Genomic DNA, 23,361 nt, shown 5'->3' with positions numbered 1-23,361 from the left:
GTACCCTTGCGACAGATGACGTTGACCATCCAGCATCGGCCTGTTCGTCGGACAGGCCCGGGGCCATTGCCGTCCAATGATGACACCGCTCGGCATCAATATGACCGATAGCCAAAGCCGTTATCGGGGGTGCGATGCGACTTGGACCCACCCCGAAATGAAACGGCGCCACCGCGCCTACGGGACGATGTTGACCATCCGGCCGGGGACGACGATCACCTTGCGCGGTTCACCGTCGAGGAGGGCGGCGATCTTCTCGTCGGCCAGGGCGACGGCGCGCAGGGTGGCTTCATCGGCGTCGGCGGCGACCTGAATGCGGCTGCGCACCTTGCCTTTCACCTGCACCGGGATCTCGACGGTGTCCTCCACCAACAATGCCGGATCGGCCTCGGGGAACGGGCCGCGCACCAGGAGGGTGTCGTGACCGAGCCGTTCCCACAGTTCCTCGGCGATATGCGGGGCCAGCGGCGACAGCATCGTCACCAACGACTCCACCACTGCCCGAGGGGCGCCGTCACCATAGAACTTGGTCAGGTGCCCGGTCAGCTCCATCAGTTTGGCGACGGCGGTGTTGTCGCGCAGCTCCGAGAAGTCTTCGCGCACACCGTCGATCGTCTTGTGCAGCAGCTTGAGGGTGTCCTGGGACGGCTCGACGTCGGTGACGCGCACCGCACCGGTCTCCTCGTCGACCACCAGGCGCCACACCCGCTGCAGGAAGCGCTGCGAGCCGACGACGTCCTTGGTGGCCCACGGCCGGGACTGATCGAGCGGACCCATGAACATCTCGTAGACGCGCAGCGTATCGGCACCGTAGTCGCGGCAGATATCGTCGGGGGCAACGGAATTCTTAAGCGACTTGCCCATCTTCCCGTATTCCTGGTTGACCTGTTCGCCGTTGTAGAAGAACGTGCCGCCGCGCTCCTCCACCTCTTCGGCGGGCACATAGATGCCACGAGAATCGGTGTAGGCGTACGCCTGAATCATGCCCTGGTTGAACAGCTTCCGATACGGTTCGGCACTGGTGACATAACCCAGGTCGAACAGCACCTTGTGCCAGAACCGCGAATACAGCAGGTGCAGCACAGCATGCTCGACACCGCCGATGTACAGGTCCAGGCCGCCCGGGTCGTTCGCGCCGTGCAGCGCGGGCCGCGGCCCCATCCAGTACGCCTCGTTCTCCTTGGCGCACAAGGTTTCTTCATTGGTGGGGTCGATGTAGCGCAGCTGGTACCAGGAACTGCCCGCCCACTGCGGCATCACGTTGGTGTCACGACGGTACTTCTTGACGCCGTCACCCAGATCCAGTTCCACCTCAACCCATTCGGTGGCCTTCGCCAGCGGCGGCGACGGCTCCGAGTCGGCGTCGTCCGGGTCGAACGAGACAGGTGCGTAATCCTCGACCTCCGGAAGTTCCACCGGCAGCATCGATTCGGGTAGAGAGTGCGCACGGCCCGCATCGTCGTAGACGATCGGGAACGGCTCGCCCCAGTACCGCTGGCGGGCGAACAGCCAGTCACGCAACTTGTATTGCACAGTGCCGGTGGCGACTCCGTCGGCCTCCAGCTTCTCCACGATCTTCACCTTGGCCTCATCGACGCGCAGACCGTCCAGAAAGCCCGAGTTGACCAGCGGGCCGTCGCCGGTGAACGCCTCCGCCGCGACGCCCTGGTCCGAGCCGATGACCTCGATGATCGGCAGGCCGAACACGGTGGCGAATTCGTAGTCGCGGGTGTCGTGGGCGGGCACCGCCATGATGGCACCGGTACCGTAACCCATCAGCACGTAGTCGGCGATGAACACCGGGATCTGCCGACCGTCCACCGGATTGGTGGCGTAGGAGCCGGTGAAGACGCCCGTCTTCTCCTTGTTTTCCTGTCGCTCCAGATCCGACTTGGCCGCGATCGACGCGCGGTACGCCGCGATCGCCTCCGCCGGGGTGGCGACGCCACCGGTCCAGCGGGCGTCGACGTCATCGGGGTAGGCGTCGGCGGTCAGCGCGGCGACCAGCGGATGCTCCGGCGACAGCACCATGTACGTCGCACCGAACAGGGTGTCGGGGCGGGTGGTGAACACCTCGATACCGGCATCGGGCGTGGCGAAGGTGACCCGGGCGCCACGCGAACGTCCGATCCAGTTGCGCTGCATCGTCTTGACCTTGTCCGGCCAGTCCAGCAGGTCCAGATCGTCGAGCAGCCGGTCCGAATACGCGGTGATGCGCATCATCCACTGCCGCAACTGCTTACGGAACACCGGGAAGTTGCCGCGGTCGCTGCGACCGTCGGCGGTCACCTCCTCGTTGGCCAGTACCGTGCCCAGTCCCGGACACCAGTTGACCAGCGAATCGCTCAAGTACACCAGGCGGTGGGCGTCGACGATGTCGGCGCGCTGCTCGGCGGACAGGTCCGACCACGAGCCGCCGCCGGGCACCTCGCGGGTACCGTTCTCGAATTCGGCGACGAGTTCATCGATACGACGCGCCTTCGCGGCCGATTCGTCGTACCAGGCGTTGTAGATCTGCAGGAAGATCCACTGCGTCCACCGGTAGAAGTCGACGTCGGTGGTGGCGACACGGCGCCGCTCGTCGTGACCGAGACCCAGTCGGCGGATCTGCCCCAGATACCGCTCGATGTTGGCCTCGGTGGTGGCGCGCGGATGGGTGCCGGTCTGCACCGCGTACTGCTCGGCGGGCAGACCGAACGAGTCGAAGCCCATCGTGTGCAGCACGTTGCGGCCGATCATCCGCTGGTAACGGGCGAACACGTCGGAGCTGATGAAACCCAGCGGGTGCCCGACATGCAGACCGGCGCCCGACGGGTACGGGAACATGTCCTGCACGAACAGCTTGTCCGGGGCGTCGGCCGCCCCACCGCCGAACGGGGTCAGGTCACCGGAGAGCGGACCCACCGGGTTGGGGGCCTCGAACGCATGGCGGTCCTGCCAGGCCTGCTGCCAGCGCGCCTCGATCCGGCCGGCGAGCTCGGCGGTGTACCGATGTTCGGGCACGGTCTGATCGGCAGCGGGTGATGACGTGTCTGCGGAAGTCACCCGACCAGCGTAAATCGTGGGCCGTCGTGAGCCGAATCGCCTCCTTGGTTGCCGATGGCGACTGGTGTGTCGACGACGCCGAGTCGTAGACTGGCTGACCGTGGGTGTCCTGAGTGTCGTCGCTGCCGTCCTGGTGTTCGCGTGTGCCGCGGTGTGGGGCACCGTCGGGGTGCTCGGTGTCACCGGCAAACTTCCCGGAAACCGCTGGTTCGGTGTCCGCTCGCCCGAGACCGGCAGGAGCGAGGCCGCGTTCGTGCTGGCCAACCGGGTCGCCGGGCCCGGTTACATCGGCGCCGCCGTCATCCTCGCGATGGGCGGGCTGCTGACCCTCGGCGTGGACAGCGACTGGTCGGTGCTGTTCGCGCTCGCCGCGCTCGTCGTGGCCGTCGGCACCGTCGGCATCGTCAGCGGACTCGGCATCAAGGCCGCCCAGGGGTTGCCCGCCGAATCAACCGGCGGCTGCGACTGCTGCTCCGGCGGCGACGACCACGTCCCGGCATCGGGCTGCGCCGACGACAAGGCCGACTCCCCCGCCGATGACTGCGGGCAATCGAGCTGCGGGTCGTGCGCCTTGCAGGGAATGTGCGAAACCGACACCGCCGCGACCAAGCGATAGATCGCGTCCTGGAGTCCCCGGTTCCCGGCGACGGGCCGGGCGCCGGATCAGCGGCGCAAAACGTCGATCAGATACACAGAACGCCGCTCAGTTGCGCAGAACGTCGATCGGGTGGGTGGCGAGCAGCCCCAGCGGCCACGGCTGACGACGCAACACCGAAAACCACAGGTCCGCGGCCGGTGGTGCCAGCAGATCGGCGGGCAGGGCCGACGCGACCAGCCAGCTGCCGTCGGCGAGCTCACCGTCGAGCTGGCCGGGACCCCAACCCGCGTAACCGGCGAAGATGCGCAGCCCTTCGAGACGGTCGGCCAGCGCTTCGGGGTCGGCGTCGAGGTCGATCAACACGACCCTCCCGTCCACCGGACGCACACCCAACTCCTCGTCATCGGACATCCCGGGCTTGAGCACACCCAGGCAGAGCGCGGCATCACGTTTGACCGGGCCGCCGACGAACAGCGCCCGCGGAGAACTGGCCAGGTCGGTCCACTGGGGCAGCAGGTTGTGCACCGCCGCCTGACTCATCTGGTTGATGACGACCCCGAGGCTTCCCGCCGCGTTGTGTTCCATCATGTAGATCACCGACCGGCGGAAGGTGGGTTCGATCAGGTCCGTCGACGCGATCAGCAGCGAACCCGGTCGGACCTTGCGCGGGAGTTGCCCCGAACCCGCCTCGGGCGAGCTGTCGGGAGTCGGATCTTGCGCATCGTCACCGCCTGTCACCACACCATCATCGCACGCGATACACAGCTCCGGTCGGTACTCTGATCCGATGGTCTCTGGTTCGGTGAGCGACGGGAAACACGGCACGGCACGGGCGTTTCTGCGCGCCATGCGACTGCCCGGATTGCGTCGCCTGCTGGCGGTCCGGCTGGCCAGCCAGCTCACCGACGGCGTGTTCCAGGCAGGCCTGTTCGGTGCGATCCTGTTCAACCCGGAACGGCACGCCGACCCGCTCGCGATCGCGGGCGGCCTGGCCGTGCTGCTGCTCCCGTACTCGGTGATCGGACCGTTCGCCGGCGCGCTGCTCGACCATTGGGACCGCCGGGTCGTACTGATGGTCGCCAACACCCTGCGGGCACTGCTCATCGGCCTGGTGGCCATAGCGATCGCCTCCGGCTCCCCCGACACCGTGGTGCTGATCTGTGCCCTCGCCGTCACCGGCGCCAGCCGGTTCGTGGCCTCCGGTCTGTCGGCCGGCCTGCCGCATGTGGCTCCGCGCGAGGTGATCGTGGCGGTCAACGCGACGTTCGTCACCCTGGGGGCGGCGATGCTGGCGGTGGGCGCCGGAATCGCCGCCGGGCTGCGCGCCGTCTTCGGCTCCGACAACACCGGCAGTGCCCTGACCGAACTCGGTGCGGTCGTGCTGGCACTGGTCGCCGCGGCGATCGCCCAGGGCTTCCACCCCCGCCAACTCGGACCCGACCATGCCGACGATCCGGGCAGTTCGGTGACGCACGCCGTGGTGGTGGGCCTGTGGCACGGGCTGCGTGAGGTGATCCACACCCCGACGGTGTCGGCGGCGTTGTCGGCGATCGGCATGCACCGGCTGGTGTTCGGGATGAACACACTCACCCTCCTGGTCTTCAGCAAGGAGGTCAGCAAGGGCGACGGCCTCGAAGTGGTCGCGGCGGTGGGCAGCGCCACCGCCGCCGGAGCCCTGCTCGCCGCCATCACCACCCCGATGGTCGTCGACCGATACGGCAGACGCACCACCCTGGTGACCTCACTCGTCGTCGGCGCACTGGTGGAACTGTGTCTGCTCACCTATTCGCTGCCCGTCATCTACGCGGCGGCGATCGTGCTCGGCCTGGTGGGGCAGACGGTCAAACTGTGCGGCGACGTCGCCATGCAGTGCGATATCCGCGACTGGGTCCGCGGGCAGGTGTTCTCCGTCCAGGACGCCATCTTCAACGTCGCCTACGTGTGCGCCATCACCGTGGCCGCGCTGGCCATCCCATCGGACGGGCGCACCGTCGTCCTGCCACTGGTGGGCACCGTGCTGTACCTGCTCGGTATCGTCCTGGTTCGGACGTTGCACCCACCTGTGACGACGCCCCGGCTTCCCGCGCCCGCCCACTGACCCTCGCCTGTCCCTGACCGACCGTCACCTGTCGAATCCGGGTTCTCCCCGGCGGCGCATGGTGTCGGCACGGCCGTCGCCGTCTGAATCGATCAGCACCTGATCGAAGGTCCCGTCGCCGTCGGCGTCGAGGTACAGCCGGCCACCCCGACCACCGATCACCGACAGTTCGACGTCGGCACGCCCGTCACCGTCGAGGTCATGCGAGTCGGTACCGGTCGTCGAATCGGTATCGGTCGTCGGGTTGATACCGGTCGTCGGGCGCGCGCCCTCCCGGACGTCCCACAGTCCGCGGCCCGAATCCGAGTAGAACCGTGACCCGTGCGAATCCAGGTCCGATTCACCTCCCAGGCCCGATTCGCCGAGATCGATCACCACCAGATCGGCGACACCGTCGGCGTCGGTGTCCCACAGCGCGTCGTCACGACGTCCGTCGCCGTCGAAATCGAGACGCACGGCGTCGGCCGCCCCGTTGCCGTCAAGATCGAGGTCGGCACGGCTGGACCACGTGGTGGTGCTGCCGTCGCCGGTCCCGAAGATGTAGTCGATGAGCGAATCCATGGGAATTGGACGCAGCCCGACACCAAATGGTTCCAAATTCGACGAAATCAATGTTCTTGCGGATATACCGAACGGCCGATGCCGGTGAACTCGGGTATCGCACGGCTGAGTAGGTTAGGCCCATGTACGTGAGCCCGCTCGGGGAGGAATGGCACCGCGCACGGGTCGAACCCGACATCATTCATCTCGACTCGGCGGCCGCCGGACGTTCCTCCGACAGCACCATCAACGCCGTCACCGACCATCTGTGGCGCGAATCACGGTCCGGTTCGTACGTCGCCGCGGCCGCCTGCGGCGACCAGATGCGCCACGACCTGCGCGGTCTGGCGTCGTTGATCGGACACACCCCCGACGAGCTCACATTCCGGGAAAGTGCCCGCGCGTGCCTACGGGCGCTGCTGACGCACTGGTCACTTCCGGTGGCCTCCACCGTGTGGGTGGCCAAGAACGAGTTCGGGCCCAACCTCGATGAGTTCGAACGACGCGGCTATGCCGTCCGGCCCCTGCCCGACGGCGACGTGTACGGGCATGTCGACACCGACGCCCTGGAAAACATGCTGCAGTTCGAGCAGCCCGCTTTCATCCACCTGTGCCATATCGGCTCGATGTCGGGTGCCGTACAGCCCGCCGTGCGGGTCGTGGAGGTGGCGCACGCGGTGGGGGTGCCGGTGGTGATCGACATGTCGCAATCCGTCGGCCACGTCCCCACCGTCACCGGGGCCGACATCGTCTATGGCACCAGCCGCAAATGGCTCACCGGCCCCCGAGGCATCGGCTTCATCGCGGTACGGCGCGACTCCCTGCGCGAGGTGCGGATCCCCGACTCCGATGCCTTCATCGCCGGCCGCGTCGGACTGCACAACGCCGTACACGAACTCCTCGCCGTCGGCCAGCAACGCGTGTTCCGCGAACTGGCGACGGTCGGCCGCATCACCCGCGAACGACTCAACGGAATCGGCAGCTGGGAGGTTCTCGAAGCCGTCGATGAACCGTCGGCCCTGGTGACCCTCGCCCCACCACCGGGCTGGCAACCCGATGACGTCCGCGCCGCCGCCGACAAACTCAGGGCCACCGGAATCCTGGTCACCGCGGCCGACTCGTGGCGGGCGCCCCTGGCCACCGAACATTCCGTGCTTCGGGTCAGCCCACATCTCGACGTTCGTCGCGAAGACCTCGATCTGCTCGCCGTGAACCTACGGACAATGGGTTACTGACCGGACCCTTCCGGCAGCGAGGATACTCCGGCACTACAGCCGGACTTACCCGTTGCAGTGTTCTAACCTGCGGTTTTGGTGGCACATCTCGGCCCGGGGATTTTTCGGGTAGTCAACTACTCGTTGCTTGCGGCCGCGCCGAGTCTACCGTCAGGAGGTGTCGTCCGGACATCATGACGACACCCGCCACGTCGGGATTCCACCGAGTCAAAGGTCTATGCCACACCCGACGGAGCGGCCGGCACGTGTGATTTCTGAGAGGTGAACCGATGCTGAGAAGAATGATAGTGGTCGTGACGGTGTTCATCATGGTGGTCGGCGGGGCGGCATTCGCCGCCGGAGGCGCCGAGGCGAAGCCGATACCGACATTGAAGGTGGATCCCACAACGACAGTGACCACATGCAAGCTGTGCCCGGGTAAGGCTCCCATCGGCCAGGTCCAGTTCGTCGTCAGGGCCGAGATATTGGCGGTGAGCAACTGGGGAAAGCCGACCGCGAAGCTCTACAAGAAGAATCCAGGAAACTCGAACTGGAGACTTGAGGTCCCAGGCGGGGTCCGCTTCACGGACCAACTGGCCAGCAACCTGTACAAGTTCACCACCACGGTCAAGCTGGAGGCAGGCCAGACATATGCCATCGGATTCTCGATTCCGAAGGACACTTGGGTATCGGGTGGTACCAAGGATTTCACGACCAAGTCGGCAAAACCGGTGTATCGGGAGACCGTGACACTCGTCAAGCATCCCGCCATCAACTGACCCGGGCCCCGCTGATGGTCGACTCCTCATACGGGAGCCGACCATCGGTGTCGTCAACGATCCCGTCGCCAACGATCCCAGGGCACACGTCGTCGTCCGGCTCAGGGTCTGGGCTACGCAGGCGTCCGAGGTTACAGCGCGGCGAGGGTTTCGGTGACGATGTCGGTGACGGCGTGCCGGGCGGCATCGGCGTCGGCGGCGACAAGGCCTATGCGAGTGCGCCGGTCGAGGACGTCGTCGACGTGGAGAGCACCCTCGTGGCGGACGGCGAACTCGATTTCGGCGCGGGTGACGTCGATGCCGGGCGCGATGAGACCGAACGGGTCGGTCACCCGGGCGTGCTCGAATACGGCAGCGGTCTCCGAACCGTAGCGGGCAACGGCGGAGGCCGGCAGCGAGCCGCCGGCAATGAAACCGGAGGCACCGATCAGCGCGGTGGTGTCCGTGATGCACGGCCCCGCGGAGAGTTCACCGACGGCGACGGCGGCGTCGACCGTGTCCTGCGCCCGGCTCCGATACGTGGTCAGGGTGCCGCCGACGACGCTCACCATCGCGCCGGAGATCCGGATCCGGTGCCGCCGTGCGGGGTCGGCGAGATCACTACCACCGGGGAAGGTGCCCAGGATGTCCGTCGAGGTGAGCGGTACGCGCAACGCCGTGTTGACCACCGACAGCAAGGTGTCCACATCCGATGAACTCTGCTGCGACTCAACCGAACCCACGGACGGAAAGTCACCGCGGGTGAAGCCGATGTACGCCCGGCCGAGTTGCGCGGGCAGGATCGACACCAGGTCGGACAACGAATCACCGAGCGGCACCGACAGTCCCGCGGTGGGATGACCGAGCCGGGCGGCGTCGACTACCAGATGGGTGCCGCCGCCGATATCGAACCGGGCGGTACTGTCGATACCCTCGGCCCACCGGCCTGCCGCGTTGACCACCGTCCGCGCGTACACGTCGAAACTCTCACCGGTGAGGGTATCGACGAGGCGCGCACCGTAATCGGTGATGTTCTCGGCGCGAGTGTAGGTACACACCGAGGCGCCGAACGCTGCCGCCGTACGGGCCAGCGCCACCACCAGCCGGGCGTCGTCGACCAGCTGCCCGTCGACGCTGCTCTGCGCGCCGCGCAATCCGTCGCGCCGGACCTCCGGGAACAATCTGATCGTCTCGAGCGCATCGATCCGCGCCGGTGGCGGCAACAACTCGGCCGGGGTACCCGACACCTTGCCCAGCGCCCTGCCCAGACCGGTACCGAGTCGCACCCGCATCGCCCGCCGCTGCGGGCCGTACAGCGGGTACACGTGCCGCAACGGTGACGCCAGATGCGGGGCCACCGCCGTCATCAGGATCCGCCGCTCGCGCGCACTCTCCAGCACCATCGGCAGATGACCGCTCGTCACGAAGCTCAGACCGCTGTGCAGCAGTTTGTTGCTCCACCGGGATGTGCCGAAGGCCAGGTCGTTGGCCTCCACCAGCGCCACCCTCAGCCCACGCGAGGCGGCGTCGAGGGCGGCACCGACACCGGTGACGCCGGCACCGATCACGAGCATGTCCAGCGGCGAGTTCAGCTCGGCGAGGGCCGCCAGATCGGCGCGGCGGCGGGCGGCGTTGAGGCTGGTGGTCACGATCCGAGACTAGCCGTTGATGCACCGACCCCGGTCCGAACCGACCGGGCTTGCGCACCACACTCCACGTCAACAGGTGGCGACGTCGGCGTCGTGCGGAAGCAGATCCTTGCGCTGCTGCTCCGTCAACGGTGGGGTGCCCGCACAGATCCACCGCTTTGCGGCGTCCACCTCCACCGCCTGCCAGTACAGCGATCCGGAGCTGTCTCCGGAGGTGAGGATCGCCTCGTCGGTGGTGGCCTTGGGGGCCAGCAGCCAGGCCGGCACAGGATCGGCCTGCGGCATCAGCGGAACCACCGCGACCGATGGCTCCCACGCCCGGTCCGTGAGCGTGAAGGTGCGCAGTTGGTGCGTACTGGTGCCCACCACCACCCGCGTCGGGGTGACCGACAGTGTCGCGGCGTATAACTCGCTCACCCGGGCCCGTTCGGTGGCGGTGCCGGCGGCCTTGTCCACCCGCCAGGCACTCAGATCGCGGGCGGCCAGCACCACGGTGTCGTCCGGGGTGAACACCACCTGCGAGGCGGGATTCGTATCCTTGATCACCACAACGGGATTGGTGGGCTCGGTGGGCCGCACCGCGGTCAGATCGTAGATGTAGGTGTTACCGTCGTCGGAACTGACCGCGAGCATGGTGCCGTCGGTGGTGAAGGCGATGCTCCGGATCAAATCACCCGGACCGACCAGGTGGCCGGAGATCGCTTGCGGCGAACCGGCATTGCTGACACTCCATAGTCTGACCGAGGTGTCGGTGACGCCGGTGGCGAGAACATCGGCGCGGGGCGAAAAGGCCAGTGCCGAGGTGTATCTGGTCTGGGTGGTGAGCGACCCGGACGAGCGCGGCCGGTTGGGGTCGGTGATGTCCCACAGCTGCACCATGCCGCCGTTGTTGTTGGCCGTGGCCACCCGCGTGCCGTCGTGGTTGACACTGATCCTGGGCTTGTCGTTCACCTTGCGCTGCAGGGCGACACGACCTCTGAGGTTGATCTTTCCCTCGGCCATCGTCCATACCGACAGCATCGCGTCGGTACCCGCACTCGCGATCACCTTCCCGTCGCCGGAGGTGTCCAGGCTGCTGATCGCGCCGCCCTGACCGGTACTCACCCCGGGCGGGAACCGCCAGACGTCGATCAGTCCGTCGTCGCGGCCGACCACCATCGCCGAGCCGTCGGGTGAGACCGCACCGGCGAACGTGCGCAGTGTGCCCTCGCCGGGCGAATTCTCCATCGACCACAATGTGTTCGGCGCCCGCGCGTCGACGGTGTTCCACACCTGCACCGAACCGTCCAGGCGCGGCGACATCACCCGCAGGCCGTCGGGGCTGAAACCGATCCACCACGAACCGCCGGGTGCGTGCGGCAGGGCCGAGCTCAGCGGCCGGGGCCGCTGCGGATCGGCGACATCCCAGATCTGCGCGTTGGAGCTGTCACCGGTGACAGCAAGTTCGCGGCCACTCGGACTGAATGCCACCGAGTGGGTGATCGACGGGAACCCGGTCATCACCGGACCGGCCTCGACGGGCGCGGCAGGATCGGCCACGTTCCACAGGTGCACCACCTGATCGTCACCGCCACTGGCCAGGACCCTCCCGTCCCCGCGGTACGACAAAGTGCGCACCGGGCCCGAATGGGCACGCAGAACGCCCGCCGGCCGGTCGGCCACACCGGTGCCGGTCACCCGGAACAACGCGATCGTCCCGTTGTCCGACGAGGTCGCGAGCTGGTCGCCGGTGGGCGAGAAGCGCGCCATGTACACCGTCGAGCCGTCGGCCGGTTTCAGGGTCGACACCAGACGCGGTGAGCGCACCTCGGTGATGTCCCACACCCGGACCGTCCCGTCGCCGCTGGCCGCGGCGAGCAGCGGCTTGCTGGGATGGAAGGTCACCGCGGTGACAAAGTTCTCGAAACCAGTCAGCGTCACAACAGGTTTGAGCGGTTCGGCGGACTCCTCTCCCGTCTGCCACACCCGCACCGTCCGGTCGCCGGCGGCGGAGGCGACCAGATCGCCTGCCCGCGAATACGCCAGATCGTAGACCGCCGAGGTGTGCCCGGACACCGACGTTGCCAGCGGACTCGACACGGCACCGAGCATCCGTTCGACGATCGCGCCGTCGTCCGGGTACAGCTTGTGCCCGGACAACAAAACGCGGGCCGCCACCGACGGATTGGAGTTCTGCAGGCTCAACACATTCGACATCATCGCCGTGTATTCGGCGGCGTTGCGCTCGCGCGCCAGCTCTCGGGCCTGCCGCAACGAGATCCCCGCGGCGATCATCGAGACGATAGCCAGCAACGCGACCACGCCGATGCCGATCGACCGCAACCGCCGGCTGTGCCTGCGATCGGCCACCGCGGCGTCGAGAAACCGATCGTTGTCGGCCGACAGCAGATTCCGGTAGGTCTGGTTGACCTTGTCACGCTGATACAACGACAACTCCAGTCGCGCACCGGTGTACAGGAACGACTTGTGCCGGGCGGCGTCCACCCACGCATCGGTGTCGACGTCAAGCTGCTGACGCCAGACGAGCGCGTCCTTGCCGGCGATGATCCAGCCGCGCAGCCGCGGCCACGCCGTGAGCACCACGTCGTGGATCAACATGATCACCTCGTCGGAGACCGTGATCAGGCGTGCCTGCGCGAAGACGTCGATGATCGCAGAGACGTCCTCGCCGAAGCGGGTACCGACCGTCGCCAGATCGAGGGGGGCGCGCAGCGCAGCCCCGTCGGCGCGGACGTGGACCAGCGCCATCAGGACCGTGCGCGCCAGGTCACGATCCTCCGGGCCGATCGAGGACCAGGCGCTCTCGGCGGTGTCGGCGACCGCGCGGGCGATGCCGCCGGCTGCCCGATACCCCGAGATGGTCATCCGGTTGCCGGTGCGGCGCGACCAGGTCACCGCCAGCACGTGCGCGAGCAGCGGCAGCCTGCCCGCCCGGTCGCCGGAGTCCGCGGCCGCGTGCAGATCGTTGAGCAGTACATCGGCCAGACCCGACTCGATACGGCCACCGACCAGCTTCACCGGGGCGGTGATCGCCACCCGCAGCTGGGCGTCGGACATCTCGGTGACGATCACACAGTGCCGCCGCCAGGCGCGGGCGAGCGCCGGGAACTCGACGCAGTTGCCGAAGAAGTCGGCGCGCACCCCGACGACAACCACACCGGTGTCGGTGGCGTACTTCTCCAGGGCACCGACGATGCCACGGACATCGCCTTCCGAACGGGTGAACACACTTTCGAACTGGTCGACCACCAGGATGCGCTCGAGGGGGTCGTCGCCGGCGGGGCCGGGGGCAGCGCCGGCGGATGTCGCATCGGCCTCACTGTCCGGGTCACCGCTGTCCGGGTCACCGCTGTCCGGGTCACCGCCGTCCGCCTCGTCGTCGTCCGCATGGTGGTCGGCAGCCTGGTCCGACCCGACGGCGTAGATGACGGTGGTCTCCCCGTCCGGCCCGACGACCCGCAGGCCGTCGTCGTCGAAGGTAGCCCTGCGCGGGGTGGGTACACCCTCGGCCCGCGCCAGACCGGCACCGAGCAGCGACGATTTGCCCGACCCGGACACCCCGGCCACGATCACCACCCGGGGCCCGTCATCGACCGCCGCGGCACGGATCGTGCCGGCGAGTTCGTCGATGAGGTCGTCGCGCCCGAAGTACACCTCGGCGTCGTCCTCGGTCAGCGACGACAGACCCGCGAACGGACGCAACTGCGATGACGGCGGCGCCGGTGGGTCCACGTCGTCGTCGGGGGTCCACAACTGTTTCCAGTCGGGGATCGACAACACGCCGGATTCGCCGGCGCGCAGGGCTCTGGTCGTGAGCCAGACCAGCAGCGGTTCGACCGTCGAGAACTCTCTCGGCAGGTGCCGCCCGTTCCGCCAGTCACTGATCCGTTGGGGCGACACCGACGCCCCGGCCACCTTGCATCCGGATGACGCCGCCCGCAGCGTGGGATTGCCCGCACGAACGAACAGCCGGGCAAGCGCCTCACCGAACGCCGCCTCCCGGCGGCCCACTCCCTTACCTGCCACCAGGCCAGCGTAGTGATCCACCCCACCGGTCGCGCACCCACTGCCGGTGACGGCAGTCATATCCACCGGGTCCCGCTCCGGTCCGGAATTTTCAAAATCGCCGCTGCCTGCGATTTTGCCGATAGATTCGGCGGGAACCTTGGTGCGGACGCGCAAGGCTGGTCAACTTGTTCTCAAGCAACGTACGGCCGCCGGACACGCGCAGCATGTGGTGAGGCGGGGGACACCAAAGTCGGGGGTGCGCGACCGGCGGCCGTACGTTGCAGATTCGATCTCGTGCGTGAGCCGCGCTCGCCCGGTAAGCCCGCACGCTCTTCTGGTCACGCCTGCACTCTCGTCCGGCAAGCCCACCACGCTTCGGGCAGGCCGACGCCCCCGGCAAGCCCAGCACGCTTCTGTCAAGTATTGCGTTCGGCCGTATCCGCGTGACCGTCACGGCTCGGTCCCGATGCGGTCGGCTCAGTAGCGTCGGCCCGATGACTCTCCATCTACGCCGGCTGTCGGCGACAGCCGCGATACCGGCCGTCGGATCGCTGACGGCGATCGTCGTGGCCGGTGTGCTCGCGCCCGACGCCGCGCCCGGGACCGCACCGGCCCGCGGGATCGGCGCGGCAGCCGCGTCCACCTTCTCCCTGCTGCTGGTGTCGGGTGTCACGACGATCATGATCGTGGGAGTCGCGGCGGTGGCGGGTCGGGCGCTGCCCGCCGTCGGCACCCTCATGTCGGCGGCCTGGCGGATCCTGCCGCTGCTGATCGTGGCGGCAGCGGTGGTGGTGACGATCCTTGCCCGCGGCGGACCGCTGCACGTCGTACCGCTCGGCGTGATTCTGGCCGTACCCGCCGGTCTGGCCGTGGGCTCACGGCTCACCGGGGCACTCGCCGAACAACTCGCACATACCTCGGTGACAATGGCGCGCACGCTCGGCGTCGACGCCCGGCGGCTGCTGATCCGGCGCGCCCTGCCCGCCGCATCGCTGGACTCGCTGCCCGTGGTCGCCGCCGCGCTCGGCGGGCTTGCGGTCGGCGCCGTGGTCGCCGAGCCGCTGACGGGCCGGTCCGGACTGGGTCTGTTCATCGTCGACGCGGTCGCCGACGGAGATGCCGCCCGGCAACAGGTCGCGGCCGCGGTCACGGTCATCGCGGTCACCGTCGCCGGTGTTCTCGGCGCATCCGCCCGGGCCGCGGCCGACCCTCGTATCCGGCTGACGGGACACCCATGAGTACCGCGGTGGCGACCACCGCGGGCTACGACGTCCTGACGGTGGTCGCCGGCGTACTCCTGGGAGCGGTCGTGGGCGCCGCCGGCGGGTTCGCCGCCGCGCTGCGCGGCAGCACCCGGCCCGGCTGGGGCGTCGCCGAAGCGGCCGCCGTCCCGGTCGGGTGGACGGCCCTGCTGGCGGTGACCTTCGGGGCACGGCCCGGCGTCTGGACCACTCTGACGACGGTGGCGGCGGTGACGTTCGTGTGGTTCGGGCACCGGGTGCGGACCCGGCTCGGCGAGGTGCTGGACCGGCCGTCGGTGCAGGTGCTGTTCGTCTCGGGGGCACCCACCGGTGCGATCACCGGCCGGCATGTGCTGCCCGCCGTGGCCGCCCCGCTGGGCCGCGACCTCGTTGCCGCGCTGTCGACGGGAACGTTCGTGTCGGCGATCGCCGGGTACGTCGGTCTCGGCCGTGACGGGGCGAACCTCGGCGCGCTGTTCGCTGAGCGGGTCGCCGCGGGCGACGATCTGCCCGCCGTACTCGCGCCGCTGATCGCCGTCGGGGTGATTGCGCAGGTGTTCCGGTCGGCGTCGGACGCGATACCCGTCCCACCGCCGGCGCCCGCACAGTCCCTCGCCCTCAACGGGCCCGGCGACCAGCGCCCGATCAGACGTTCGGCACGACCGGTGGACGCCTTCGGCGACGACGACGGATTCGACATCCACCTGTACGCCCACCCGGCCCTCGACATCGACCATCTGGCCATCGATTTCGCCGGAACCAGACCGGCCGTCAAGGACATCTCGCTGCGGGTGGACCGCGCCCAGATCCTCGCGCTCGTCGGCGAAACCGGTTCGGGTAAGACGATGACCGCCCACGCGATCATCGGACTGTTGCCGCCGACCGCGACGGCCACCGGATCGATCCGTGTCGACGGCGTCGAAGTGCTGCGCGAGGTCGAAGTGGTGCGCGAGGTCGAAGTGGTGCGCGGGGTCGAAGTAGTGCGCGGCGTCGAGACATCCGATCCGGAAGTACGCCAACGCTGTTCACCCACCTCGGCGGCCTCTGCGCTGCTGCTGCGCGACCCTCGATCGACGCTGGACCCCCGCCACACCATCGGTGCGCAACTCGGTGAGGTGCTGCGCGCCCACCGCAAGACCCCGCGTCGCGACCGGCGCGCCCGCGCACTGGATCTGCTTGACCTGGTGGACTTCCCGGATCCGCAACGCTACGTCGACGCCTACCCGCACCAGCTCACGGCCGGTGACCGTCAGCGAGCGGCGATCGCACTGGCAATGGCCACCGAACCGGCGTTGCTGGTGGCCGACGAACCGACCGCCACCCTCGACATCGGTGAGCAGGCCGCGCTGCTGGCCCTGCTGCGTCGCCTTCGGGACCGTACGGACGTCGGAATCCTGTTGATCACACACGATCTGGGCGTGGTCGCCGACGTGGCCGACCGCGCCGTCGTCGTACGCGGCGGACAGGTGGTGGAGCGGGCCGGGGTGTTCGAGTGGTTCGCCCGACCGAATGCCCCGTACGCCAAGCAGTTACATGCGATCACACCGAAACTGCCGGCCGCGATGTACGGCGAAGATCCGCTGCCCGAACTGCGCACTCCCATTCTCGAGGTGAATCACCTGCACGTCGCCGCGGCCGCCGGGTTCGGGTCCGACCGGCGAGCCGCCGGCGCGATTCCCGCGCTGCGGGATGTCTCACTCCGGATCGGCCCTGGGTCCGTACTCGGGGTGGTCGGCGAATCAGGTTCGGGCAAAAGCGTTCTCGGACGGGTCGTCGCGGGCCTGACGCCGGTCGGACTCGGTCGCATCACCTTCGCCGGGATCGACCCCGACTCCCTCGACCGCCCCGGCCGACGTGAGCTGCGCCGACGGACGGCTCTCCTGCCACAGGATCCGGCCACCACGCTCGATCCCCGGCTCACGGTGGCCGAATCCGTCGCCGAACCGCTGTTGCTGTGGGGCGAGGACGGTGCCGTCGCCAAAGCCCGGGTCGCGGAGATGCTCGACGCGGTCGGTGTGGGCGGCCGGGACGCCGACAAACGTCCCGGCGAACTCACCGACGGCCACCGCCAGCGCATCGCACTGGCCCGCGCCCTGGTCCTGGCACCCGATCTGATCGTCACCGACGACCCCACCCGCGGGCTCGACGTGTCTGTGCAGGCGTCGTTCCTGCGGTTGTTCACCGAGTTGCGGCACCGTCTCGGGTTCGCCGCGCTCTACAGCGCACACGACATCGCCGTCGTCGCCCAGATCGCGGACGATGTGGTGATCCTGCGACGTGGCCGCGTCGTCGAATCCGGCCCGGCCCGGCGGGTGCTGACGGTGCCCGTCGAGGACTACACGCAGCGCCTCGTCGACACCGTCCCGTACCCGGATCCGGTGGTGCAGCGCGACCGGCACGTCGCCGAATCGGGCAGCCCCTGGGTCTAGAGATCCGGGTCTGGACGATCCGGGTCCGCCGGCTCAGTCCCGGGTGGCCGCGTAGGTGGCGCCCGTCGCGACCGCGGTCACCGCGAACACCGCAGGCCAGGCGCCGATCCTTTTCGCGAGCGGATGCGACACCCCGAACGCCCCCAGGTAGGTGGCGAGCAACCCGGCCGCCACCGCCGGCGACCGCGCCGACCATTCACGTGTCGCGTACGCGCCGGCCACGCCGTGGACCACTCCACCGAGCGGACGCTGACCACTGAACCGGGCGGTCGCGTAACCACCGATCAGACCGGCGGCGACCACCGGAACCGTTGGACTCACAGACATGGATCCGAGGATAGCCGGACCGCTCAACCGAGTGCGTCGACGCTCCAGCGCAACTCACGCAACAGGTCGCCGGGCGTCGGGTAGTCCTCCGGATCGAGCGGGGTACCGAAGTACAGGGTGACCTGTTTGCTGCGGTCGAAACTCTTGCCATCCCGGCGGAACCTCTTGAGCGGCAGCAGGTCACCGGATCCGACGATCTTCACCGGAATGATCGGGGTACGGGTACGGAAGGCCAGCACCGCCGCACCCGGTTTGAACCGCACCGACTCCCCCGGCGGAACCACCCTGCCCTCCGGGTAGATGATCACCGCACCGCCGTGACGCAACGCATTCTCCATCCGGGCCAGCGCGTCGTTGCCCGACGCGGCGTCGCCACGCCGCACCGGGATGAAATCTGCCTTGGTGACCAGAAATCCGACGATGGGCCACTTCCACAGTTCGGCCATCGCGATGGCCTGCGCGCGGCGGCGCAACGCTCCCCACAGGAACACTCCGTCGAGCATCGAGATGTGATTGGAGGCCAGGATCACCGGCCCCGACGCGGGAACGACGTCACGATTGACCACACGCACCCGGACGATCTTGAGTGTGGCGATGATCCGCAGAATGCGGCGCACGAACCGGGTCCACAGACCCGCCCGAAAGCCCAGACCGGCGGGCCGGGGACCGGCTGCGGGCGCCGGGGTATCGAGCCCGAGGTGGTCGTTGTTCACCGTTCCGACACTATCGGGGTGCGGCCGACGCGGCGGCGCGGTTGCGTACGCACCTGTTCAACAGAACGACGGCCGACCACCGTGTCAGCGCCGTTTGACGATGCCCGCGATCCCGAGGACGACCAGGAAGATTCCCAGCACCAACGTCGCCCACAGCCCATAGCCCACCGAGACGTCGGCGAACGTCGTCGGCTGGTCGTTGACGTCGGCGACGTCGATGATCCCGATCAGCGCGATACCCAGACCACCCAGCAGGGTGACGATCCCGGACACCAAATGTATCGGTGATACCTTGGCGACGGCCACGCTCACCAGAGCGAACACGGCCACGATAATCGCCGCTATCAGGGTGAGAACACCGTCCTTGGCCTCCCGATCGGAATCGAAGTCCGAGATGTCGAGGCTGCTGTCGACCGACACGGTGCCCAGTCCGGTGACCGTAACCTTCACTCCCGCGGCCTCGGACACCACCCATGGCAGGAACGCCGCGATACCCACGCCGATCGCGAAGATCAGGGTCAGGGCGGCGATCGCCTTGACCGCACCCGACACCCGGCCGCCGGGAGTCGGCCCCACCGGCGCGCCGAACGGCGACGTGCCGACGCCCGCGTGGGGCGGCTGCGGATACCCGGGCTGCTGGTACGGGCTGCTCGGTGCTGGCTGGGCGGCGCCGTACGAGTTCTGACCGTAGGCGGGCGGACCGGGCTGATACTGCTGTCCGAATCCGGGCTGACCCGCGTCCGGCCGGCCGAACGGGGCCTGACCCGACTGCGACTGCCCAGGCTGCCCGTATGGGGACTGGCCGTACGGGCTCTGTCCGTGTGGGGGCTGGGCCGGACCGGGCTGATACCGGGGCTGACCGATCTGGGTCTCGCCGTACTGCGCCGCGGGCTGCGCGTACGGGGACTGCCCCGGCTGCGGCCCGCCGTACGGGGCCGGACCGGGCTGACCCTGACCGGGCTGACCGAACGGGGACGGGCTCAGTTGCGTCGGACCGTACGGCGAATGACCATGCGGGGCAGGATTCCGGCCGGGACCGTCCTGCGACGGCGGAGCCGAGGGAGCACCCGCCGGTGGCCGACCATGCGCAGTCGGATCCTGCCGTGGGTCATTCGCGGCTGGGCCGTCCTGCCCCTGCCCGGACGATGTCCGATTGTGGGGCTCCGGGTGGGTCATGTGTCCCTCGTCCTGTTCCGGCTGTCGGTCAGCCAACGCGTCGATTGGCCTGACGATAGACGACTATCTCCCCGAACGCCCGGGTTGTACCCGCATCGATTCGGTATTTCATCCACCCGATGTCGGTCGGGTGGATGAAATACCGTTCGCCGGTCGCGGCCGCCTACTTCTGTGTCACGGACTCTGTCGCGAGTCCGCGACACAGGTTCTCTAACACCCTCAGCTCGTCGGCGGTGAGCCGGGATCCGACGACCTCGGCGACATCGACGGCGTGTCGGCCGCCGACGCGGCGTTGCGTGGCGCGGCCGTCGTCGGTGAGCGAGAGCAGCACACCCCGACGATCGGCCGGATCTGGTTCTCGGGCGACGAGACCACGGTCGGCCAGCCTGTCGACGAGCCGCGACAACGCCGGCTGACTGAGCAGCACGTGCTTGGTGAGTTCCCGGGCCCGCACCGGGCCGGAGGACTTGGCCAGCGTGTACAGCACGTCGTATTCCCGCATCGACACCTCCGACCACACGTCGTCGCGTGAGATCCGTTTCAGCACCGCAGCATGCGCGGTCAGCAGCGATTCCCAGGCGTCGTTGGCGAGTCTGCTGGTCGAACGCGCATCGGTCGCGGGGATCCCCCGTCGCTCCGCTCGCCCCGACATCCCCCGTCGTTCCGCTCGCCCCGACATCACGCGTCCAGGTATGGAGACCCGCCGGTGACGTTGTCGCCGCGGTTGGCACCCGGGCGTGCCTGCCGGACCGGTCCGTCGCCGTAGCGGGCGCGCACCAGCGAATCGTGGGTGGGAGCATCGGCCGATGCCGGATCGCGGCGGACGGCGAGCTCCTTGCGCAGCACCGGAATCACCTCCCCGCCGAGAAGCTCCAACTGGTTGAGGACCGTCTTGAGGGGAAGCCCGGCGTGATCGATGAGGAACAGCTGCCGCTGGTAGTCGCCGAACGCGTCATGGAAGGTGAGCGTCTTGTCGATGACCTCCTGCGGGCTGCCCACCGACAGCGGCGTCGACGACGCGAATTCCTCCAGCGACGGCCCGTGCCCGTACACCGGCGCCGCGTTGAAGTACGGCCGGAACTCGCGGAAGGCGTCCTGGGAACGCTTGGCGATGTAGGCGTGGCCGCCGAGACCGACGATGGCGTCCTTGGCGGTGCCGTGACCGTGATGTTCGAAACGCTGCCGATAGAACTCGATCAGCTGCCTGGAATGCTCCGTGGGCCAGAAGATGTGGTTGGCGAAGTAACCATTGCCGTAGTACGCGGCCTGCTCGGCGATCTGCGGGGTGCGGATCGAACCGTGCCACACGAACGGCGGGACACCGTCGAGCGGGCGGGGTACCGAAGTGAATCCCTTGAGCGGGGTACGGAATTCGCCTTCCCAGTCGACGACATCCTCTCGCCAGAGCCGGTGCAGCAGATCGTAGTTCTGCAGCGCCAGCGACAACCCCTGACTGATGTCCTGGCCGAACCACGGATACACCGGCGCGGTGTTGCCGCGACCGATCATCAGATCCATCCGTCCCTTCGAGATGTGTTGGAGCATCGCGTATTCCTCAGCGACACGGACCGGGTCGTTGGTGGTGATGAGCGTCGTCGACGTGGTGACGACGAGATCTTTCGTGGTGGCGGCGATCGCGGCGAGCAGTGTGCTCGGCGAGGAGGAGAAGAACGGCGGATTGTGGTGCTCGCCGATCGCGAACACGTCCAGCCCGACCTCCTCGGTCTTGCGGGCGATCTGCCCGATCGCGTCGATGCGCTGCGCCTCGCTCGGCGTCTCACCGGTGACCGGGTCGCGGGTGATGTCGCTGACCGAGAAGACCCCGAACTGCATGATGACTCCTAATATCGATGCGTTTGCATGTATCTGCAACGCCCGATCGGCAAGGCTATTCCCGCGACATGTCCCACCGGCCGGGGCTGCGACAGGCAGACAGACCTACGGACGGGCGTACGGCGGCGGGTTCCGTCTCGGCCGTAGCGGAACCGACGGCAATTCCGGCGCCGGCAACCACGACATACCTTGGGCGTTGCGGTCCGGCCCACCGTGCCCGAGGTAGCCCTCGACGCGCCCGAACCGGTCTCCCCCGGCCTGCCACTCGTCCCGGAACCGCCGGATCTCCTCCGTCGACCGGCCGAGGAAATTCCAGAACATCACAAGTTCTTCGGTGAACGGGGTGCCGCCGAGCAGTATCAGCCGGGCGGACCCGTCGCCGTTGTTGCCGACGCGCAGGGCGTGGGCGCCGATCCCGGTGTAGCCGACGGCGTCCTTGGGCACATGTACCCCTTCGAGCGCCACCGCATCACCGGTGTCGACGAGCAGGCCGTGCTCAAAATCGGGGTCCACGTCGAGGGTGATCGAGGAGTGCGGATCAAGGCGCAGCTCGGCGCCCAGCAGCGGGGTGTGCGTGATGACCGGCGAGGTGCTGCCCAGCAGCGAACCGATGAACACCAGCGCCGACCCGCCGGCGAACCTGGTCAACGGCGGCCTGTGATTCTCGAACGCTCTCGGGCCGTTGCGTGATTCGGATGGCAGCGCGATCCACAACTGCACCCCGTGCAGGACGGTGGTGTCCGCCGTGGATGTCTCCGAGTGGCAGATCCCGGCACCGGAGGTCATCAGATTGATTTCCCCGGGCAGCACATCAGCCGCCATGCCACCGGAGTCCCGGTGTGCGACGGTGCCTTCGAACAACCAAGAACAACCAACTGGCCGTCTGTAGTCCGGTGTGCGGATGCGGCGCCACGTCCATCCCGCCGGTGGCCGCGACATCGTCGGGACCGTAGTGGTCGGCAAAGCACCACGCGCCGATGGTCGATCGCAGGCGCTGCGGCAGGGTGCGCCGCACGTTCATCGCGCGCGGTCCACCGAGCGGCACGTCGCGGGCTGTGATGATTTCCACGGGAACAGAACCGTCACAGGCAGATCCGGGTCCGCCGCCGTCGGCGCACACGTAAGAGGCCGGGTCGAGCTCGGTGTTACTCATGGGCTGTGTCGCTTTCGTGCCCTGGCTCAGGAGCGCGCGGGGTCGGAGGTGACCGTCGTCGCCGGGGTTGTCGGCGACAGTCACTTCACTCATGACGTGATCCTTTCTCAGAGCTTACTCGGGGATGTGGTGCGGCGGGCTGCGATGCGGCGGGTGACGGGGTGCTCGGAGGCGATTGAGATCCGGTTGAAGGTGTTCATCAGGATCGCCGACCATTCGACGGCGGCCAGCTGGTCACCGGTCAGCTGCCTGCGGCCTTCGCGGTACGCCCGTCGGCGCCGGCGTTCCGCGCCCGCAGGGTGTGCAGGTCGGTGCAATAGGCGCAGCCGTTGCGCTGGGAAATCACCACGTTGAGCAGCTCGATGTCGACGCGATCGAGCCCTGCCCCCGCGCAGGCCGCGCTCACCTGCCCGGCGACACCGCCCAGGGCGGCGAACACGTCGGGATTCGTCTTGTCCAGGAAGAGCGGGCGATCGTCCTGGGGCCGGGCTGGTGTGCTCATGTGTACCTCGTGGCCACCGTAGCCGCAGCGGGGCGCGAAGTCTTTCTGTCGGGTCTGTCGGCCCGAACCGGGAGCAC

17 protein-coding genes and 1 pseudogene are annotated in these 23,361 nt (G+C 68.3%); 6 read left to right on the top strand and 12 right to left on the bottom strand.

What is annotated here, in order from left to right; translation table 11 throughout:
• Nucleotides 1-177 precede the first annotated feature (177 nt).
• Nucleotides 178-3,045 (bottom strand): leucine--tRNA ligase, encoded by a 2,868-nt coding sequence (gene leuS / locus GII31_RS00365; protein WP_213245757.1) that lies wholly within the window; start codon nucleotides 3,043-3,045, stop codon nucleotides 178-180.
• Nucleotides 3,046-3,145: 100 nt separating this feature from the next.
• Between leuS and GII31_RS00360 the strand changes: the two genes are divergently transcribed.
• Entirely contained in the window at nucleotides 3,146-3,661 is a 516-nt protein-coding gene (locus GII31_RS00360) for an SdpI family protein (protein WP_213245755.1), read from the top strand.
• Nucleotides 3,662-3,748: 87 nt separating this feature from the next.
• On the opposite strand, the gene GII31_RS00355 is transcribed toward GII31_RS00360, so the two are convergent.
• Nucleotides 3,749-4,381 (bottom strand): YqgE/AlgH family protein, encoded by a 633-nt coding sequence (locus tag GII31_RS00355; protein WP_213245753.1) that lies wholly within the window; start codon nucleotides 4,379-4,381, stop codon nucleotides 3,749-3,751.
• Between the two features lie 49 nt (nucleotides 4,382-4,430).
• On the opposite strand from GII31_RS00355, the gene GII31_RS00350 reads away from it, so the two are divergent.
• A complete protein-coding gene (locus tag GII31_RS00350) occupies nucleotides 4,431-5,741 on the top strand; it encodes an MFS transporter (protein WP_213245751.1) in 1,311 nt (436 codons plus the stop codon).
• 24 nt (nucleotides 5,742-5,765) lie between these two features.
• Here the strand turns inward: GII31_RS00350 and GII31_RS00345 are convergent, their stop codons facing one another.
• Complete coding sequence (locus GII31_RS00345; RefSeq protein ID WP_213245749.1) at nucleotides 5,766-6,302, bottom strand: hypothetical protein; 537 nt, start codon at nucleotides 6,300-6,302, stop codon at nucleotides 5,766-5,768.
• A 122-nt stretch (nucleotides 6,303-6,424) separates the two neighbouring features.
• Between GII31_RS00345 and GII31_RS00340 the strand changes: the two genes are divergently transcribed.
• On the top strand, nucleotides 6,425-7,516 hold the full coding sequence (locus GII31_RS00340; RefSeq protein ID WP_260840212.1) for an aminotransferase class V-fold PLP-dependent enzyme: 1,092 nt from the start codon (nucleotides 6,425-6,427) through the stop codon (nucleotides 7,514-7,516).
• 281 nt (nucleotides 7,517-7,797) lie between these two features.
• Complete coding sequence (locus GII31_RS00335; protein WP_213245745.1) at nucleotides 7,798-8,274, top strand: hypothetical protein; 477 nt, start codon at nucleotides 7,798-7,800, stop codon at nucleotides 8,272-8,274.
• A gap of 131 nt (nucleotides 8,275-8,405) precedes the next feature.
• On the opposite strand, the gene GII31_RS00330 is transcribed toward GII31_RS00335, so the two are convergent.
• Together GII31_RS00330 and GII31_RS00325 are read right to left on the bottom strand one after the other, a co-directional pair.
• On the bottom strand, nucleotides 8,406-9,902 hold the full coding sequence (locus GII31_RS00330) for a glycerol-3-phosphate dehydrogenase/oxidase (RefSeq protein WP_246222030.1): 1,497 nt from the start codon (nucleotides 9,900-9,902) through the stop codon (nucleotides 8,406-8,408).
• A gap of 69 nt (nucleotides 9,903-9,971) precedes the next feature.
• Complete coding sequence (locus tag GII31_RS00325; protein WP_246222029.1) at nucleotides 9,972-13,928, bottom strand: nSTAND1 domain-containing NTPase; 3,957 nt, start codon at nucleotides 13,926-13,928, stop codon at nucleotides 9,972-9,974.
• Nucleotides 13,929-14,404: 476 nt separating this feature from the next.
• On the opposite strand from GII31_RS00325, the gene GII31_RS00320 reads away from it, so the two are divergent.
• Both GII31_RS00320 and GII31_RS00315 read left to right on the top strand, forming a co-directional pair.
• Nucleotides 14,405-15,148, top strand: a complete 744-nt coding sequence (locus GII31_RS00320) for an ABC transporter permease subunit (RefSeq protein ID WP_213245743.1) — start codon at nucleotides 14,405-14,407, stop codon at nucleotides 15,146-15,148.
• The gene (locus GII31_RS00315; protein ID WP_260840211.1) at nucleotides 15,145-17,580 is read left to right on the top strand and encodes an ATP-binding cassette domain-containing protein; all 2,436 of its coding nucleotides are present in this window, start codon (nucleotides 15,145-15,147) and stop codon (nucleotides 17,578-17,580) included. Before GII31_RS00320 ends, GII31_RS00315 begins: the two co-directional genes overlap by 4 nt.
• 33 nt (nucleotides 17,581-17,613) lie before the next feature.
• On the opposite strand, the gene GII31_RS00310 is transcribed toward GII31_RS00315, so the two are convergent.
• The 7 genes and pseudogenes from GII31_RS00310 to GII31_RS00280 form a co-directional block, all read right to left on the bottom strand.
• Nucleotides 17,614-17,907: a hypothetical protein gene (locus GII31_RS00310; protein ID WP_213245739.1), complete on the bottom strand. Its 294-nt coding sequence runs from the start codon at nucleotides 17,905-17,907 to the stop codon at nucleotides 17,614-17,616.
• A gap of 23 nt (nucleotides 17,908-17,930) precedes the next feature.
• Nucleotides 17,931-18,620 (bottom strand): lysophospholipid acyltransferase family protein, encoded by a 690-nt coding sequence (locus GII31_RS00305; RefSeq protein ID WP_213245737.1) that lies wholly within the window; start codon nucleotides 18,618-18,620, stop codon nucleotides 17,931-17,933.
• A gap of 84 nt (nucleotides 18,621-18,704) precedes the next feature.
• On the bottom strand, nucleotides 18,705-19,796 hold the full coding sequence (locus GII31_RS00300; protein WP_213245735.1) for a DUF308 domain-containing protein: 1,092 nt from the start codon (nucleotides 19,794-19,796) through the stop codon (nucleotides 18,705-18,707).
• Between the two features lie 163 nt (nucleotides 19,797-19,959).
• Nucleotides 19,960-20,448, bottom strand: a complete 489-nt coding sequence (locus tag GII31_RS00295) for a MarR family winged helix-turn-helix transcriptional regulator (protein WP_213245733.1) — start codon at nucleotides 20,446-20,448, stop codon at nucleotides 19,960-19,962.
• Between the two features lie 26 nt (nucleotides 20,449-20,474).
• On the bottom strand, nucleotides 20,475-21,629 hold the full coding sequence (locus GII31_RS00290; RefSeq protein ID WP_213245731.1) for a CE1758 family FMN-dependent luciferase-like monooxygenase: 1,155 nt from the start codon (nucleotides 21,627-21,629) through the stop codon (nucleotides 20,475-20,477).
• 105 nt (nucleotides 21,630-21,734) lie between these two features.
• Nucleotides 21,735-22,782: pseudogene (locus tag GII31_RS00285) on the bottom strand (pirin family protein).
• Nucleotides 22,783-23,023: 241 nt separating this feature from the next.
• Entirely contained in the window at nucleotides 23,024-23,284 is a 261-nt protein-coding gene (locus GII31_RS00280) for a carboxymuconolactone decarboxylase family protein (protein WP_246222028.1), read from the bottom strand.
• Nucleotides 23,285-23,361: the final 77 nt, after the last annotated feature.

The organism is Gordonia pseudamarae, from assembly GCF_025273675.1.
Classification (GTDB): domain Bacteria; phylum Actinomycetota; class Actinomycetes; order Mycobacteriales; family Mycobacteriaceae; genus Gordonia; species Gordonia pseudamarae.
The sequence above is the reverse complement of the archived record's forward strand: the minus strand, read 5'-3'. Positions and strand labels throughout refer to the sequence as shown.